Source organism: Staphylococcus sp. Mo2-1 (genome assembly GCF_046721385.1).
In the GTDB taxonomy this organism is placed as follows: domain Bacteria; phylum Bacillota; class Bacilli; order Staphylococcales; family Staphylococcaceae; genus Staphylococcus; species Staphylococcus equorum_A.
In genome coordinates, this window is the sequence record NZ_JBEUUK010000001.1 from 1893449 (window position 1) to 1911801 (window position 18353).

The 18353-nt window shown below is 34.6% G+C and carries 13 protein-coding genes and 5 pseudogenes; 14 read left to right on the forward strand and 4 right to left on the reverse strand.

The window, feature by feature from the left end:
- Window positions 1–38 precede the first annotated feature (38 nt).
- A pseudogene (locus ABLV95_RS09685) lies at window positions 39–558 on the reverse strand (thioredoxin domain-containing protein).
- A gap of 210 nt (window positions 559–768) precedes the next feature.
- Between ABLV95_RS09685 and ABLV95_RS09690 the strand changes: the two are divergent.
- From ABLV95_RS09690 to ABLV95_RS09705, 4 genes and pseudogenes are all read left to right on the forward strand, one after another.
- Window positions 769–1845, forward strand: a complete 1077-nt coding sequence (locus tag ABLV95_RS09690) for a M42 family metallopeptidase (RefSeq protein WP_460875476.1) — start codon at window positions 769–771, stop codon at window positions 1843–1845.
- 279 nt (window positions 1846–2124) lie between these two features.
- Window positions 2125–3663, forward strand: a complete 1539-nt coding sequence (locus ABLV95_RS09695; RefSeq protein ID WP_427707044.1) for an AbgT family transporter — start codon at window positions 2125–2127, stop codon at window positions 3661–3663.
- Between the two features lie 218 nt (window positions 3664–3881).
- Window positions 3882–5411, forward strand: a complete 1530-nt coding sequence (ppx, locus tag ABLV95_RS09700; RefSeq protein ID WP_427707042.1) for an exopolyphosphatase — start codon at window positions 3882–3884, stop codon at window positions 5409–5411.
- A gap of 67 nt (window positions 5412–5478) precedes the next feature.
- Window positions 5479–7645 (forward strand): annotated as a pseudogene (locus tag ABLV95_RS09705) (RNA degradosome polyphosphate kinase).
- 226 nt (window positions 7646–7871) lie between these two features.
- On the opposite strand, the gene ABLV95_RS09710 reads toward ABLV95_RS09705, so the two are convergent.
- Both ABLV95_RS09710 and ABLV95_RS09715 read right to left on the reverse strand, forming a co-directional pair.
- Window positions 7872–8231 (reverse strand): hypothetical protein, encoded by a 360-nt coding sequence (locus ABLV95_RS09710; RefSeq protein WP_460875478.1) that lies wholly within the window; start codon window positions 8229–8231, stop codon window positions 7872–7874.
- A gap of 5 nt (window positions 8232–8236) precedes the next feature.
- Entirely contained in the window at window positions 8237–8611 is a 375-nt protein-coding gene (locus ABLV95_RS09715; RefSeq protein WP_460875480.1) for a hypothetical protein, read from the reverse strand.
- A 152-nt stretch (window positions 8612–8763) separates the two neighbouring features.
- Here ABLV95_RS09715 and ABLV95_RS09720 point away from each other — a divergent pair.
- From ABLV95_RS09720 to hisIE, 10 genes and pseudogenes are all read left to right on the forward strand, one after another.
- Window positions 8764–10066 (forward strand): annotated as a pseudogene (locus ABLV95_RS09720) (D-serine ammonia-lyase).
- A gap of 255 nt (window positions 10067–10321) precedes the next feature.
- Window positions 10322–11137 (forward strand): ATP phosphoribosyltransferase regulatory subunit, encoded by an 816-nt coding sequence (locus tag ABLV95_RS09725; protein WP_069817053.1) that lies wholly within the window; start codon window positions 10322–10324, stop codon window positions 11135–11137.
- Window positions 11138–11156: 19 nt separating this feature from the next.
- A complete protein-coding gene (hisG, locus tag ABLV95_RS09730) occupies window positions 11157–11774 on the forward strand; it encodes an ATP phosphoribosyltransferase (protein ID WP_069817054.1) in 618 nt (205 codons plus the stop codon).
- Window positions 11764–13026 (forward strand): histidinol dehydrogenase, encoded by a 1263-nt coding sequence (hisD, locus tag ABLV95_RS09735; protein ID WP_460872849.1) that lies wholly within the window; start codon window positions 11764–11766, stop codon window positions 13024–13026. Before hisG ends, hisD begins: the two co-directional genes overlap by 11 nt.
- Window positions 13019–14025 (forward strand): annotated as a pseudogene (locus tag ABLV95_RS09740) (pyridoxal phosphate-dependent aminotransferase). Before hisD ends, ABLV95_RS09740 begins: the two are co-directional and overlap by 8 nt.
- Entirely contained in the window at window positions 14003–14581 is a 579-nt protein-coding gene (hisB, locus tag ABLV95_RS09745) for an imidazoleglycerol-phosphate dehydratase HisB (RefSeq protein ID WP_069817060.1), read from the forward strand. Before ABLV95_RS09740 ends, hisB begins: the two are co-directional and overlap by 23 nt.
- Complete coding sequence (gene hisH / locus ABLV95_RS09750; RefSeq protein ID WP_427706442.1) at window positions 14578–15153, forward strand: imidazole glycerol phosphate synthase subunit HisH; 576 nt, start codon at window positions 14578–14580, stop codon at window positions 15151–15153. The genes hisB and hisH overlap by 4 nt, the downstream gene beginning before the upstream one ends.
- Window positions 15150–15855: pseudogene (gene hisA, locus ABLV95_RS09755) on the forward strand (1-(5-phosphoribosyl)-5-((5-phosphoribosylamino)methylideneamino)imidazole-4-carboxamide isomerase). The gene hisH and the pseudogene hisA overlap by 4 nt, the downstream one beginning before the upstream one ends.
- Window positions 15852–16610, forward strand: a complete 759-nt coding sequence (hisF, locus tag ABLV95_RS09760) for an imidazole glycerol phosphate synthase subunit HisF (protein WP_427706440.1) — start codon at window positions 15852–15854, stop codon at window positions 16608–16610. Before hisA ends, hisF begins: the two are co-directional and overlap by 4 nt.
- Window positions 16607–17236: a bifunctional phosphoribosyl-AMP cyclohydrolase/phosphoribosyl-ATP diphosphatase HisIE gene (gene hisIE / locus ABLV95_RS09765; protein WP_460875482.1), complete on the forward strand. Its 630-nt coding sequence runs from the start codon at window positions 16607–16609 to the stop codon at window positions 17234–17236. Before hisF ends, hisIE begins: the two co-directional genes overlap by 4 nt.
- A gap of 153 nt (window positions 17237–17389) precedes the next feature.
- Here the strand turns inward: hisIE and ABLV95_RS09770 are convergent, their stop codons facing one another.
- Window positions 17390–18307: an ABC transporter substrate-binding protein gene (locus tag ABLV95_RS09770; RefSeq protein WP_427706438.1), complete on the reverse strand. Its 918-nt coding sequence runs from the start codon at window positions 18305–18307 to the stop codon at window positions 17390–17392.
- Window positions 18308–18353: the final 46 nt, after the last annotated feature.

Below are 18353 nucleotides of genomic sequence, written 5' to 3' on the forward strand. Positions count from 1 at the left end.
AGCAATTAAACTGCTTTTCAAAGTAATAGAGCTTTTTTCTAATGACTTGCTTCATTTATTTGTTGCGTTAGTTTTGTTTCTATTGTACTTTGCGCATCTTCTAATGGATTGAACTCAAATTTCTTATCATTTATGAATACTGTTGGTATGCCTTTGATTCCACGACTAAATGCTTCTTCAGTAATCGCTAAAGCGCGTTCATCAGCTTCTTTCTGAGGTGATAAGTTAAACTCTTGCTTGCATTTTTTCTTCTATAGTAGCAAAATCAACTGACCATTCTTTTTGAGTGTCATACAATTTACGTATAATTTCTAGTGTTTCATCAGTATTTTGATAATCTAAATGAATATTTGCAACCGTACCTTTTAATAATCCTTGCTTCGTTTTATCAAAATGCTTAATTACATGTTGTACTTTCCCCTGCTCTATCAGTGGTTTTAATGATTGATCTGCGGCTTTAAAATAATTTTTACAATATGGGCAAGCCAAATTTATAAATGATTCCACTTTAACAGGTGCATTTGATGAACCTAATGTAAGATGTTGAACTTCTGTCATATAAAATCCCTCCACTTTGTCTATATTTATATTGAAACATGCTTATTCTTTTTATGCACACTTTTAGTCTGAGTGATTTAGTAGGGATTTTTATTTTTCAAATAAACTAACGGCTTTTCTCACTGCTTAATCCCCCCTTACAGTCAAAATGCTATGTAATCGCATACTTCATGTTAAAATAAAGTTATCAATTTTAATGGGAGGCATTATATGAACAATTCAGTGAAGTTATTAAAATCTCTAACAGATGTTGATGGTATTGCAGGCCACGAAATGGCAGTTAAATCTTTAATGCACGAATATTTAACACAAGTAAGCGATGAAATCATAGAAGACAATCTAGGCGGTGTTTTCGGTAAAAAGACTGCCACTACAAGTAATAAAACATTAATGGTTGCTGGTCACTTAGATGAAATCGGCTTTATGGTGACTAAAATAGATAATGACGGTTTCCTAAAATTCACCCCTATTGGTGGTCGGTGGAACCAAGTCATGCTCTCTCAAAAAGTAACGGTAACTACAGATGACGGTAGAAAAATCAGAGGTATTATCGGTTCAAAACCGCCACATGTATTATCACCGGAAGAACGCAAAAAAAACGTTGATATGAAAGAAATGTTTATTGATATTGGAGTTAAAAGTAAAAAAGAAGCACAACAATTCGGTATTGAATTAGGTAATATGGTCACACCCTATAGTGAATTCGAAGCATTAGCGAATAATAAATATTTAACTGCAAAAGCTTTTGATAACCGTTACGGCTGTGCACTTGCAGTAGATGTATTACAAAACCTTAAGAACGAGACGATTGACATCAATCTTGTCTCAGGTGCCAATGTTCAAGAAGAAGTTGGTCTTCGTGGTGCTAAAGTAGCTGCCAACAAGATTAAACCTGACTTAGCTATAGCTGTAGACGTTGCTGTCGCATATGATACACCTGGAATGTCTGGTCAAGTAAGTGATACAGCAATTGGTAATGGTCCTGTTGTTATTTTAATGGATGGATCTAATATTGGTCATGTTGGTTTTATGAAACATATTAAAGCAGTGGCTAAAAAACATAATATTACGATTCAATTAGACACTACTGCTGGCGGCGGCACAGACGCAGGAAGTATTCATGTAGCGAATGAAGGGATACCAACTGTCGCTATTGGCGTCGCATTACGTTACATGCATTCCAATGTTTCTGTGTTACACACGGATGATTACAAAAATTCAGTAGCCTTAGTTACAGAAATTATTAAATCTCTTAATGACGATGTGGTTGATCAAATCATTTGGTAAGCTACGAGTTAACTGAGACACAGTATTCAAATATAACTTTACAACAAACATAGTGTGAATTTATATAAGCTATACGGGAGCGGGACAGAAATCAAAAGTTGATTTTCTATCCCCTCTCTTTTTTTATACTTTTCAAATGAAATTTTTAAATAAATACACGAACGTTCATATATGAAATATATATTTAAAATTTGAAAATTATAAAGTTTTCAGAATATTTATTCTATTTTTATTCTTAATTTGTTATACTACCGATAACTTATTAGGGAGGTCGTTATGATGGTTTCGAATACTAAAGATAAGCCAACGCTAATAAATAGATTTTTGAATATTGTAGAAAAAGTTGGAAACAGATTACCTGACCCTAGCATTTTATTTTTCTTAATGTGTGTAGGACTCGCAATACTTACTTGGGTTGTATCATTGTTTCAGATTTCCGTAAAACATCCGGGCACAGGCGATACCATCGCAATCAAAAGTATTTTAAGTAAAGATGGACTATCGATGATTCTGAATGACGCCATAAAAAACTTTTCAGAATTTCCGGCATTAGGTCTTGTCCTTGCAGTCATGCTTGGTATTGGCGTAGCAGAAAAAACAGGTTACTTCGATAAATTAATGATTCAAGTCGTACATAAGGCACCTAAGCATTTCATTGTGCCGGTCATTATTATTATAGGTATTTTAGGCAATGCTGCTGGTGATGCAGCGCCGATTGTGTTACCCCCATTAGCAGCTATGGTCTTTATTAAATTGGGCTACCACCCTATTGCAGGTTTAGCAATGGCTTACGCATCTGCACTTGGCGGATTCTCTGCAAATGTCATGATTGGTATGTCAGACGCATTGCTTTATGCATTTACAAAACCAGCTACAAGTATTGTTTCTGATAGTGTGCATGTCAACGTAGCAATGAACTGGTACTTTATTGCAGCAAGTGTGCTCGTCTTATTGCCTTCCGTATATTGGGTTACTATGCGTTTTGTCATTCCTAGATTAGGTAAATTTGATGATTCTAATTCAGCTATTCAAGCAGATGATTCTAATTCAAAACTCACACCCCAAGAAAACCGTGCCGTCTTTTGGGCTAATATCAGCTTTTTTGTATTAATTATATTGCTTATCATTTTAGCTATACCGCAACAAAGTTTTCTGAGGAATGCTAACACAGGTAGTTTACTGAATGATGCACCTATCATTAACGGCGTCGGCCTAATTATTTTAGTATTATTTTTAGTTCCTGGTTTAGTTTATGGCATTATGGTAAAAGAATTTAAAAGTTCTAAAGACTTAGGAAAAATGTTAGCTGATTCAATGTCATCTATGGGTTCTTTTATTGTCATTGTGTTTTTTGCAGCTCAGTTACTTGCCTTTTTAGAGTGGAGTAACCTAGGCATTATCGTTGCCGTTAAAGGTGCTTCAATACTTCAAGGTCAGAACGGCGTTGTGCTTATCCTAGGTATTATCTTATTAAGTGCACTGATTAATTTATTGATTGGTAGTGCATCTGCCAAATGGGGTATTTTAGCACCTATTTTCATACCGATGCTTATCATTGTAGGTTTCCATCCAGCATTGACTCAAATGCTGTATAGAATTGGTGATTCCATTAGTAACCCAATTACACCTATGATGCCCTACTTGCCATTGCTATTATCTTATGCACAAAAATATGATAATGATATGAAATTAGGTTCTTTATTATCTAGTCTAATGCCCTATACAATTATATTAAGTATCGTGTGGCCATTATTCATGATTGCTTGGTATTTATTAGGTTGGCCGCTTGGCCCAGGTGGCCCTTTACATGTAAAATAAGTTATTAAAATAGAGACAGACACGTAGGAATCATTTCCGTGTCTGTCTCTTTACTTTCAACCACACTAATCTCTGAAATAACCAAAGTGTAGTTATACTTTTATTAAGTAATATTAAAATTATAGATCACATTTTTTTATAAATGTTGTAATATATAAGTAAGAAAAGGGTAAATACAGTACAAGTAAAGTAAAATAACCTCATTTACTTAGGAGGAAATTATGGAACGTATAGGATTAATAGATATTGGTTCAAATACCATTCGACTCGTTATTTTTGAATTTGATCATAAAACAGGATTAAATGAAATATTAAATATCAAAACACCGGCAAGATTAAGCCAATATTTAACTGAAGATTTGGCCATGAATGATGACGGTATTGAAGTATTAACTAAAGCATTGCGCAGTTTTAAAAAGGTTGCTGACAAGTTTAATATAGATGAATTACATCCGGTAGCAACTGCGGCCATTAGACAATCTATCAACCAAGATCAGATTATAGAACATATCAAGAAAACACTTAACATCAACATTAAAGTTATTTCAGAACAAGAAGAAGCATTTTATGGTTTCTACGCTATTACACATACTACTGACGTTAATGACGGCGTATCTATCGATATCGGTGGTGGCTCTACAGAAGTTACACTTTTTAAAGATAAAAAACTAATAGATTCGCATAGTTTTCCATTTGGTGTCGTTACTTTGTCCCATCGATTCTTTGAGGGTAAAGACCATAATGATAAATCAGCAATCAAAAATATGGAAAAGTTTTTAGTTAAACAATTTGAGCAACTTTCTTGGTTAAAAAATCAAGAAGTTACTTTAGTTGGTATTGGGGGTTCTGCACGTAATGTCGCGCGCATTCATCAATCTGAACACTCATATCCTATCGGCGGGGTTCACAACTATGCAATGACTGAAGCGCATATTGATGAAGTCTACTCAATCATTAAAAAAAGTTCATATGATGATTTAAAAGATATAGATGGTCTAAGTAGAGATCGTGTAGACATTATTCTACCCGCAGTAGCTGTCTTCAAGTCATTATTTAATAGAATTAACGCGAAGCAATTCACTTTTTCTCGAAAAGGACTGCGTGAAGGTTATGCGATGAAATTAATTTCTGAACGTCATCCTGAAGAATTTAGAAAAGAGAATATTCGTAAAGACGCGTTATACCATTTAGCTAATGAATATCGTATTGAGGAAACAAGTGCAAAACAACGTGTGAAGTTAGCACAAACATTATTAGAACAATTAATAGGCTTTAAAAAATTAGAGGTCACTCAAAAAGAAAACGAACTATTTGCCGAGGGTTCTTTTTTGTATTACTTAGGGAGATTTATTGATGCTGATTCAAGCTCACCGCACACTTATTATATTATCGCGAATTCAATGATTGATGGTTTTCCACACGAAGATCGAGTGAAACTCGCTTTACTTGCTAGTTTTAAAAATAAGTCGTTATTAAAATTCTTTAGTCATGAAACAAAGTGGTTGCGCGGTAAAGAACTAGATAACATCCAATGCTTAGGCGGTATTATCAAGTTTGTTAATGCGCTTAATGTGTCTCATACGAGTTCTGTAGAGCAAGTAGAATTACAACAAAATGATGATGGTTACACCTTATATGTATACTACAACGGTGAGCCTATCGCTGAAGAATATCAATCCTTGAGGCAGAAAAAACATATTGAAAAAATCTTAAAAGATGACCTATCTATCATCTTTACAAAATCTTAAAATTTATATGATAAGTTATACGTAGCAAAATCCAATATTCAGACTACAACGAGGTGTAATTAGAGTTATGCATAGAAATTTGGGAGCAAAAGATTTGAACCTACCACAATACTTTAATAATAGAGAACTCAGTTGGTTAGATTTTAACTATCGCGTATTACAAGAAGCAAGTGATAAAAACAATCCATTGCTTGAACAACTTAATTTTGTTTCGATATTTAGTTCGAATTTAGATGAATTCTTTATGGTACGTGTAGTCAGGTTACAAGACCAAGTCAAAATGGGTTATGACAAACCAGAAAACAAAGCCCAATTAACACCAAAACAACAACTTAATCAAATCAATATCAAAAATAAACAAAATGTTGACTTACAATATAAGCGTTATAACGAATTGGTAGAAGATTTACGCCAACATAAAGTTGAAATTGTTCAACCAGATGAATTACCTGAATCGTTATTATCTCAATTACAATCAGAATTCAAAACGGGCATTTTACCAACGTTAACGCCATTAGGAATAGATGCCTATCATCCATTCCCAAAACTAAATAATAAAAGCCTGAATATCTTTGTTGATATAGATACTGAAGATGCCATTAACTCTGCAATTGTTCAAATACCTTCCTTAATACCAAGGTTTTATTCATTAAATAAAGGCGATACGCAATTCATTATTATGGTTGAAGACATCATTACGCATTTTATCAATGATTTATTTAGTGGATATGAAGTATTAAATACTTTTACGTTTAGAATTACTCGAAATGCTGATTTAACTATACATGAAGACGGTGCGGAAGACCTCCTCATTGAAATTGAAAGGTTTTTAAAGGAGCGTAAACGTGGCACTGCTGTACGTTTAGAAGTAGATGGCCGATTCGCTACACATGAAGACATTGTGTGGATTATGAACCAAGTAGAAGTACATGATGATGAGGTTTATTTCGTAGACGGGCCGTTAGATTTAACGATGCTATCTAATTTAGTTGATCACTTATCTAATAAATTGAAACACTTAAAATACAAAAAGTACGTGCCACAGACACCACAGTCTTTAGGTAATCATAATGTATTTGATTTATCGTTAAAAAAAGATATATTCTTCCATCATCCTTTCGAATCGTTTGAACCTATTGTCGACTTTATACGTGAAGCCGCTGAAGATCCAGACACAATTGCTATTAAACAAACGCTTTATCGTGTAAGTAAAGATTCTCCTATTATTAATAGCTTGAAAACGGCTGCTGAAAATGGGAAACAAGTTACCGTACTTGTTGAGTTAAAAGCACGTTTTGATGAAGAAAATAATGTGCATTGGGCAAGAATGTTAGAAGATGCTTGGCTGTCACGTTATATATGGGATGACCCATTTAAAAACGCATAGTAAAATTGCCCTTGTAGTCAAACGTATCAATAATAAACTCACTTCCTTTATTCATCTAGGAACCGGAAACTATAATGATAAAACGGCTAAATTATATACAGATATGGGCTTAATTACTACCAACGATGCAATTGCTGAAGATGCTCTAAACTTTTTCAATTATCTTAGTGGGTATTCAGTCAAACCTGTTTACAATAAACTCATCGTTGCGCCATTTGATATTAGAGATGTCTTCTTAGCACGCATAGACAATGAAATTCAAACACATCACGAACATGGTAACGGCAATATTATAATGAAGATGAACTCTTTAACAGATAAAGATATTATTCTTAAATTATTTGAAGCCTCTTGCGCCGGCGTAAAAGTTCAACTTATTATTCGTGGTATTTGCTGTCTCAAACCAGGTATTCCGGGTATTAGTGAAAATATAGAAGTCGTGAGTATCGTGGGTCGCTTTTTAGAACATTCACGCATTTACTATTTCCACAATAATGGAGATGAAAAAATCTATCTATCTTCAGCAGATGCCATGACACGTAACATGATTAAACGTGTAGAAATCTTATTTCCTGTTGAAGACAAAGTCATTGCCAAACGTTTATTAGATTATATGAACCTTCAGCTATCTGATAATCAAAAAGGACGTTTTCAAGACGCACATGGACGTTATCATTACATCCAAAATAACTTGTCACCATTGAACTCTCAAGCTTATTTAATGAAGGAAGCGGTGAATTATGGTCAACAACTTCAAGATGAAGTATCGCGACCACAACCTCATGTTGTATCAGCCAATTCACCTCAAGGTTGGTTCTCTAAAATACGTCGCACCTTCAAAAAATAATCCACTACATTAAATATAGCGCTGAATGCTCCGTTTAAAAGTGAGCACCCGAAGCGCTATTTATTATGTTTTTTGCCATACAATAGCGCTAGCCATTATATATTAATAGTGCTTCCACACATAATTATAAAGTTTAGACATCACCCACTTGTGTATCGGAGCTTGTGATAATAAATATACTAGCCAAGGCAATGCGGGTTCATAATGGTTCAAACCAATCACACATCTATAACTCGATGCTTGACGTTCTAAATTCGAGCATCCCATTTTTTTCTCCTTTTGTACTTACTAGTAAACCGCCTGTTACTTTTAAAATGAAATTGGTTGGTGAGCTGTATGCTTTTTCCATTTTTATTAATGGATATGGAAGAAACTTCAAGCTAATTTCAAAACGTTGCTCTGTTTGCTTAATTCTAATCCATCCTAAACTACATTCTTTTAAATATTGTTCATACATACCAACAAGTTGTATTGCATTGATTTCTTTTGTAAGTAACATATGTTGAAATGAATAGACTTTTTTATATTTATTTTGCATAGGTCTTGAGCATTTACCTATTTTGTTTATAACTTTAGATGCTGACATATCGATTACTTTGACGTTTTGCGAATCAAATAAATTTTTAAAATGATTATTATACTTTTTTCCACGTTTAATATGTGAATCTTCTTGTCACTATATGAAGGTAAGGTCTGTAATATATTTTCAATAGCCCACACATGCATACTATGCGAATGCCCTTGTAAATATGCATTGGGAAGCGCCGCTTTATTCGTTATATATATAATATGATGCATTTGTTTTAAAGTACGTTGCAATTCATAAGTTTGGAATACATTTGTTGCCATAAAACCACTATTCAAATGCGCAATATTGTTATTTGTATAAACTTCATGATGCTTTTGTAATTTCTTAATTAATTGACTACCTAAATAACAATTCGCACCAAATATAAACACTTTCATTGTTATCGCTCCTATTTACGCTCTAGTTGATAATTGATTTGATATTTTTTAAAACGACGCATCAAATGATATCATTCGTATCATTCGCATTTTAACACACTATTTTTGCTATAATTAATAAATGAAAGATTTCGTATTATAGGAGGATTTTTATGCTTGAATTAAAAAAATTAAAACAAAATTTCCCTTTAATTAATGATATGCAACAATATAAACCTATCTTTTGGGAAAATCCCAAATTTCGTCAAGTTGAAACACTGCCATTTTCAATAGAAGATATGGAGGACGCAAGCATTACGTCTCGAACGATTTAGTAATTATATACGCAAAGTATTTCCTGAAACAGAGAAAGATCATGGGTTAATTGAATCACCATTAAAGCCCATACCCTTTATGCACAACCACCTTTCTCAAACGGAACAATATGGAGCTAACGGGAAGTTATGGCTTAAATGCGATAGCCATCTTGCTATCTCAGGTTCTATCAAAGCTCGAGGTGGTATTTATGAAGTCCTTAAGCTGGCTGAAACGATAGCAATGGAACATGGTGGTCTCAAATGGACAGATGATTATCGTATTCTAGATGAACCACATTATAAAGAATTGTTCAGTAAATATAATGTTTCTGTTGGCTCAACTGGCAACTTAGGTTTAAGTATAGGTATAATGAGTGCCAAACTTGGTTTCAGTGTTACTGTACACATGTCTAGTGATGCCCGTCAATGGAAAAAAGACTTACTACGTGCGCGTGGTGTAGAAGTCGTGGAACATCAATCTGATTACCAATTTGCTGTTGCTGAGGGTAGAAAAAGTGCAGAACATGATGCATCTTGTCACTTTGTTGATGATGAAGGTTCTGCTGATTTATTTTTAGGTTATACTGTAGCCGCATTACGCCTAAGAACACAATTAGAGCGTCAAAATATTCAAGTAGATGCTGACCACCCTCTTTTTGTCTATTTACCGTGTGGCGTTGGTGGCGGACCTGGTGGTGTTGCTTTTGGATTGAAAAAAGTCTTTGGTGAACACGTTTATTGTATTTTTGCCGAACCAACCCATGCACCTTGTATGTTACTTGGCATGATGACGCAATTGCACGATGAAATTTCAGTGACTGATATTGGATTAGACGGACGTACCGATGCCGATGGACTTGCTGTGTCACGCCCTTCCCGCTTAGTCGGTCAAATCATGAATACACTTTTATATGGCACATTTACAGTTGAGGATAAGCAAATGTATCGCTACTTATATATGTTAAGTGAAAAAGAAGATATCTTTATCGAACCATCTGCCGCTTCAGGTTTTGTTGGCATTGCTGAAGCTACAAAACACGCTAAAAACAAAGGGATTCATATAGAAAATGCCAACCACATCGTGTGGGCTACAGGTGGAAACATGGTACCAAAAGAAGAAATGATGAAATACGTCATCTATGGTCAGAGTTTAATTTAAAATAGCTGATCACTATTTAGTTAGATAATTGGAAGCGGGAATATGAAATCAAAGTTCGATTTCATCATATTCCCGCTCCTTTTTAATCATTTTCTCCCATTTTTTAATAAGAAACTTTTAGTTATCTCATTTAAATCAAATATCTATTTTCAGAATATTTATTGAATTTAAAAAATAACTATGTTAAAGTATTCTTTATCAATCCACTTTAGTTCGGTAGAGTGACAAAGTAAAAAGACAAAGGATGGTCATATTATGAATACAACAACACTTATTAATAACAAAGAATTTGAATTAGCGTTTTTAAAACATTTTGAACAAGCTGGATTCAAACTTGTAGATTTCAGTTTTATCGAATCACTGTCGTGGCGAACACTGACTACAGACGATTTACAGCAAATGACTGAGCGCAGTTTCTGGCAACATGACCATCATATCTTTGCATTACGCAATGATTTTACCGATCAATTATTACGTTATTACAGTAATTATCCACCACAATATCAAAGTGTCGCGTACACCGGCCCTATTGTTCGTGATAATGAAGTCTATACTCAGTTAGGTATCGAACATTACAATCCAACCATTACAGATATGCAAAATGACTTCATCACTTTTTATGACTATATCAAAACAACTTTAAATGATGATATTGATTTTGTGATTTTAGGTCATTATCAACTGATAGATTTACTTCTATCTCCTAAAGAACAAACCAAAGAGGTATTGAAACTCATACAGGAACGCAATATTTCAGAACTTACATCTCAATTAGGTATAGCGCACCCGGTAGTTCAATTACTTACTACTAAGACAACAGAACAACTTGATTTATTAAGTCAGTTATTCCCACATGATCATCGTACAATACAAGCATTACTTCGATGGGAACAGTGGTTTAAATCTCAACACATAACTGATATTCACTTAGATATCACCCCACAACCACCGCGTTCTTATTACAAAGGTGCTTTTATGAGATGTCATCTTAAAAATAATAAAGCACAACAACTTACAGGTGGTTTTTACAAAGGTGAGTTAGAAGGCTTTGGACTTGGGTTTATACTTTAATTAAAAAGGAGAGAACATCATGCTTACTGTAGCTTTAGCAAAAGGAAGATTACTAAAAAGTTTCATTGCTTATTTGAATGAAGTAGATGAACAAGAACTTGTACGCGCATTGGAACAGAGAGAGCGTCAGTTACTCATCTCTGTAGGAGAAATCCAATTTGTTTTAGTTAAAGGAAGCGATGTACCTATTTATGTCGAACAGGGCGTTGCAGATGTAGGCATCGTAGGTAGTGACATCCTAGAAGAAGGTAATTACACAATCAATAATTTACTTGATTTGCCTTTTGGTGCTTGCCACTTTGCATTAGCGGCGAAACCCGATACAACAACTTTTACGAAGGTAGCTACATCTTATACTAAAACGGCCAGAAAATATTTTGAAGCCCAAGGATTAGACGTAGAATTAGTAAAACTATCTGGTTCTATCGAGTTAGCATGTTTAGTCGATATGGTTGATGGCATTGTAGATATCGTTCAAACAGGTACAACTTTAAAATCAAATGGGTTAGTTGAAAAAGATACAATTAAAAACATTAATGCTAAATTAATTACAAATAAGCAATCTTATTTTAAAAAATCAACCGAGATAGATGATTTTATACAAACATTGGAGGTGTCTCTCATTGATTATAAATAAAGCTACATTTTTAGAGAACTATTTAAATCAATCCGCATTAAATGAAGCATTATATCCTCTAGTTAAGGATATTTGTGACAATGTAAAACTTCAAGGTGATCAAGCTTTAAAAGCTTATAACCAACAACTTGATCATGTGGAGACATCAGAACTTGAAATTCCTTATGAAACTTTAGAAGCGACTTATAGTCGCATTGACGATGCATTACGTGACGCACTTCAACAAAGTCACTCACGTATCAAAGCTTATCAAACATCTATTAAATCCACGGAACAACAAGGTTCTAATGAATGTTATGAATTGTATCATCCATTAGAACGTGTCGGTGTATACGTGCCCGGTGGTAAAGCAAGCTATCCTTCTACTGTGTTAATGACTGTTACATTAGCTAAAGTAGCTGGTGTTAAAAATATTTTTGTTGTCACACCTCCACAAACTCAAGGATTACCTGATATTGTTTTAGCAGCTTGCTATATTGCAGGTGTCGATAGGGTATTCCAGGTCGGTGGCGCACAAAGCATCGCGGCGCTTGCTTATGGTACAGAAACAATACCTAAAGTAGATAAAATTGTAGGTCCAGGCAATCAGTATGTTGCCTACGCCAAAAAATATCTCTTTGGTCAAGTAGGTATCGATCAAATTGCTGGTCCAAGCGAAATCGCCCTAATTATAGATGAAACGGCTGATTTAGATGCTGTAACTTACGATGTATTTGCTCAAGCAGAACATGATGAACTTGCGAGAACGTTTGTGATTAGTGAAAATAAAGACTTATTACAACAACTCAAACAACGCATTCAACAAACTTTAAGTCAAATTGAACGTCAACCTATCGTTCAAGCAAGCCTAGCAAACAATCATTTTTTAATTTCAGTAGATAATTTTAATGAAGCCTGTGATTTAATGAATCAAATCGCGCCAGAACACGCATCAATTCAAACAGCTTCACCACGTGATTACCTAAATCACGTGCGTTATGTAGGCGCACTATTCTTAGGACATTATTCTCCAGAAGTAATAGGTGATTATGTAGCGGGTCCAAGTCATGTATTACCGACCAATCAAACTGCGAGATTTACCAATGGTTTATCCGTCAATGACTTTTTAACACGTCATTCTGTGATTGATCTATCTGAATCTACTTTTGAGAAAATTGAAGGCTCTGCACGTAAGCTTGCTCATATTGAACAACTTTATAACCATGAACAATCTATAGAAATTAGATCACCAAAGGAGCCACATGATGATTAGAATTAACAAAAATGAAAGTCCACTTCGTCCATTATCCGATTCACAATTGGCAACAATTATTCAAGAAGCACCATTTAATTTCTATCCAGATGACGAATATGAGCGCTTTAAAACAGCTTATGCAAATTATTATAACCTTTCAGCTAAACAAATTATTGCAGGTAATGGTTCTGATGAATTAATTCAAAAGTTAATGCTGATTATGCCAGAAGGTCCAGTACTCACATTGAATCCAGATTTTTTCATGTATCAAGCCTATGCCTATCAAGTCGATCGTCCAATTGAATTTGTGAATGCTGAGCCAGATTTATCATTCGATTTAGAGCATATTTTGCAACGTATAGATGAAGTTCAGCCCGCGTTCTTTATCATGAGTAATCCACACAATCCGTCAGGTAAGCAATATACCCAGACGTTCTTAAAAGCAATTGGGGATAAGATGGAAACATTAGGCGGCTATTTCATCATAGATGAGGCCTATTTAGATTTTGGTAATACTTATCAAATAGAGATGCAGCCGCACATTTTACAAATGCGTACACTTTCAAAAGCCTTTGGCATCGGCTGGATTAAGATTAGGCATGCTGATTAGTACGCCCGAAACAATTCAAGAAATTAAAAGGATTGAGCACCCTTATCCATTAAATACAATTACTTTGCATATTGCTTTATATATGTTTGAACATACAGAAATGCTTAACAATTTTATAAATCATCAAAGACAACTTGCTATGAAATTACGCAATATGTTTGATGATTTAGTATCAGATATCATGGTCGTATTTCCTTCCTCGACTAACTTTGTTTTAACAAAGGGAACTGCGAGCACAAAGTTTAGGCGCATTTATTAAAGCGCACGGTTTCCTACCTAGAGTCTATGACGAAAACGAAATGGCTGATTATGTTCGTTATTCTATAGCTACAGATGAACAATTAGATGAATTAATCGCAATCATTAAAAATTGGAGGTCTCAATATGATTTATCAAAAAACACGTAACACCGCCGAAACCCAACTAAGTATTTCTCTCGCAGACGATCAGCGTTCAAGTAAGATTGATACTGGTGTGGGGTTTCTAGATCATATGCTCACCCTCTTTACTTTCCACAGCAAATTATCAATTATAATAGAAGCAAACGGTGATACGGAAGTCGATGATCACCATGTAACCGAAGATATTGGTATTGTGCTTGGTCAATTATTATTAGAATTAGTTAAAGAACGCAAAAGCTTTCAACGCTATGGTGTAAGCTATATTCCTATGGATGAAACACTTGCGCGCTCAGTTGTAGATATCAGTGGTCGTCCATATTTATCATTTAATGCACAATTAAGTAAAGAAAAAGTAGGTACTTTTGATACGGAACTTGTAGATGAATTCTTTCGTGCATTAGTGATTAACGCACGATTAACAACACATATTGATTTATTACGTGGCGGTAATACACACCACGAAATCGAAGGCATATTCAAATCATTCGCCCGTGCACTAAAAGAAGCTTTAGCAAGTAATGATTCAGAAGGCATACCCTCTTCTAAGGGTGTGATTGAATGATTGCTATCATAGACTACGGTCTAGGAAATATTAAAAATGTACAACGTGCGGTGGAACATTTGGGCTATGAAACGATACTGACAGATGAGCAAAATGAAATTGAAGCTTCAGATATGATCATATTACCTGGTGTTGGTCATTTTAAAGATGCCATGCAAGCGATTCAAACACGTGGTTTAGCAACAGTGTTACAGTCAATTACAGATAAACCGATTATAGGCATCTGTCTTGGCATGCAACTCTTATACGATTGGAGTGCAGAAGGAAATGTCGAAGGTTTAAAACTTTTCCCGGGAAATATTGTTCCGATTCAAACACCCTATCCTGTACCACATTTAGGCTGGAATAATTTAATCAGCAACCACCCTCAATTGGCACAAGATGTATACTTCGTACATTCATATCAAGCTGAAATGTCTGAACATGTTGTAGCTTTCGCTGAATACGGTGATCCCATTCCAGCAATTGTTCAATATAAACACTATATCGGCATTCAATTTCATCCAGAAAAAAGTGGAGCCGATGGATTAGCAATACTCAACCAAGCATTGAAAGGCGGTTTCTTATTATGATTAAACTCTGGCCGGCAATTGATTTAATCAATGCTACAAGTGTGCGACTAACTGAAGGTAAATATGATTCAGAAGAAAAAATGCCACGTAGCGCTGAAGAAAGCATCAAATTTTATAACCAGTTTAAGTGTGTTGATCGTATTCACATTGTCGATTTAATCGGCGCAAAACAGCAATCATCTATTGAAAGAAATTATATAAAAGAGTTAAGACAACTTACTGACAAACCAATGGAAGTTGGTGGTGGTATTAGAAGCATCGACACAATAGAAGCATATTTCAATGACGGTATTGATTATTGTATTGTTGGTACGAAAGGGATTCAAGATTTAGCATGGTTAGAACAAATGGCAAATCAGTATCCAAATCGTATATACATTTCTGTTGATGCTTATCGTCGTGATGTAAAAATCAATGGTTGGGAACAAGACGCTCAACTAGACCTATTTGATTTAGTTAACAAAATCGAACACTTTCCACTTGGTGGCATTATTTATACAGACATTTCTAAAGATGGCCGACTTGAAGGACCTAACTTTGAAATAACAGGACAATTAGTCGAAGCATCTGACAAACAAATTGTCGCTTCAGGTGGTATACGAAACCAACAAGACTTAACACAGTTAGAATCACTAGGCGTCTATGCTCGCAATCGTCGGTAAAGCAGCGCACAATGCTGATTTTTGGGAGGGATTATCATGATTAAAAAGAGAATTATCCCCTGTTTAGATGTAAAAGATGGTCGCGTAGTTAAAGGGATTCAATTTAAAGGGTTACGAGATATTGGTAATCCGGTAGACTATGCACTTTATTACAATGACCAAGGTGCAGATGAGCTTGTCTTTTTAGATATTTCTCGAACAGAAGCAGGTCATGATCTTGTACTTGATGTCATTGAGGAAACTGCCGAAAAATTATTTATTCCACTTACGGTTGGCGGCGGGATCGCTACTTTAGATGATATCTCACAATTACTTAATCATGGTGCAGACAAAGTTTCACTGAATTCAAGCGCACTTAACAATCCAGAGTTCATTAAACAAGCGAGTGAAAAATTTGGAAGTCAGTGCATTTGTATCGCTATTGATAGCAATTATGATGACGAACTGAACGACTATTATTGTTATACTCACGGTGGTAAACAACGTACTGATAAGCGTGTATATGATTGGGTCCAAGAAGTAGAAGCATTAGGCGCAGGTGAACTACTCATCACAAGCATGAGACACGATGGTATGAAACAAGGCTTTGATGTGAAACATTTACATGACATTGAACAACTTGTAAATATTCCTGTCATTGCTTCAGGTGGTGGCGGAAAACCAGATCACTTTGTTGATTTATTTAAACAAACAGATGTCTCTGCAGGTCTTGCGGCAAGTATATTACACGATAAAGAAACCACTGTAGATGAAATAAAACAAACGATGGCACAAGGAGGTATTCCCATTAGATGACACAACAACCTGATTTTAGTAAAGGACTCTTACCAACAATTTTGCAAGATGTTGATACAAAACAAGTGCTCATGCTTGGCTATATGAACGAAGCAACATATAACAAAACTTTAGCAGATGGCATTGTTTGTTTCTATTCTCGCTCTAAAGAACGTTTGTGGACCAAAGGCGAATCTTCTGGACACACGCAAGTAGTTAAAAATATTCATTTAGACTGCGATCAAGATACACTACTCATCGATGTTGTGCCAAATGGTCCAACTTGCCATACTGGGAGCCAAAGTTGCTTTAATACCGACGTTCCTTTTAATATCCAACAATTAGAACAAACTGTAACTTCAAGTGCACAATCCAATAAAGAGAACTCATATACACAATATTTGTTAAATGAAGGTCTTGAAAAAATTACCAAAAAATTTGGCGAGGAATCGTTTGAAGTTGTTATTGGCGCGATGAAGTCTGATCGTCATGAAGTGACAAATGAAACTGCAGATTTAATGTATCATCTATTCGTATTATTACATGCTTTAAATATTAAATTTGAAGACGTCGAAGCTGTGTTAGCACAACGTCATCAGACCTCAAATAACTTCAAAGGCGAACGTAATGATATAGACAATTGGTAAAAACAACACTTACTTTACTTCGACGTGAATCCTTTTTAATTTTGATAACGTCGCAAGTTGATTGCTACCATTCGATTTTAAATCATAAAAAAGAGAGAGCGGTACAGAAATCAAAATTTGATTTCATATTTCCGCTCTCTTTCACTTTATATTTTATTTATTTTTCAAAAGTTCTTTTTTGAAAAATTCTGCTTGTTTTTCTACTGAAATCAAATCAGCATAAATGGCTTCATCCATTGAATAATAAATCACATTGTCATTTTGTACAGCTTCGTTATTATGCCATATGTTCGACTTAACAAATTCATTGTTCAGTTTCCCACCATCTTTTGTTGGTGAAAGTAAATAATCACCTGAATAGTCATTGAATTTTTCTTTAGGTACTTTCATGAATTTTTCTTTTGGCATCGCTTCTTTAGCTTCAGGATCTTCTTTTAGTTTAAATCCTTCGTAAATTGCTTCACTGCCTCGTCCAAACCTAGGTCCAAATTGATAAATATCTTTTGCTTGAATATCCATAATTGAAAAAGTTTTATCTTCCCCAATGGCTTTTTTAATTTCTTCACCATCTTTTGCTAACTTTTCAGATAGTTCATTGGCTTGTTTCTTAGCTTTGCTTTCTTTATTTACTAACTTACCAATTTCAATATGAGTATCTTTATAGTCCATATTTTGTACTTTTATAGGTACTGTTGGCGCTATTTTAGATAATTTTTTATTATTTTTATTTTCTTTATATGTAATAATCAAATCTGGTTTCAATTTAGCAGCAGCTTCTACATTTTCTGGATCAATTTTCTTAACTTTCCCCATGTCTAAATATTTAGAGTTTGGATATACATTCGTAATGCCAACAGGTTTAACACCTAATTTTTTTAAGTTCCCGTAATTTGCTGTTAAAACTAGGACTCTTTTCGGATCTTTAGGTATTTTAACTTTACTACCATCCTCTGTAGTATAAGATTTCGTCCCCTTATCATCTTTTGCATCTGATTTATTAGATTCATTGCCACTACCACATGCCGCTAAAAACATTATAAAACATAACATTAAACATAGTATTTTTTTCAAATTAATAACCTCTCCCATTATATACTACCTTTATTATAATTGAAAT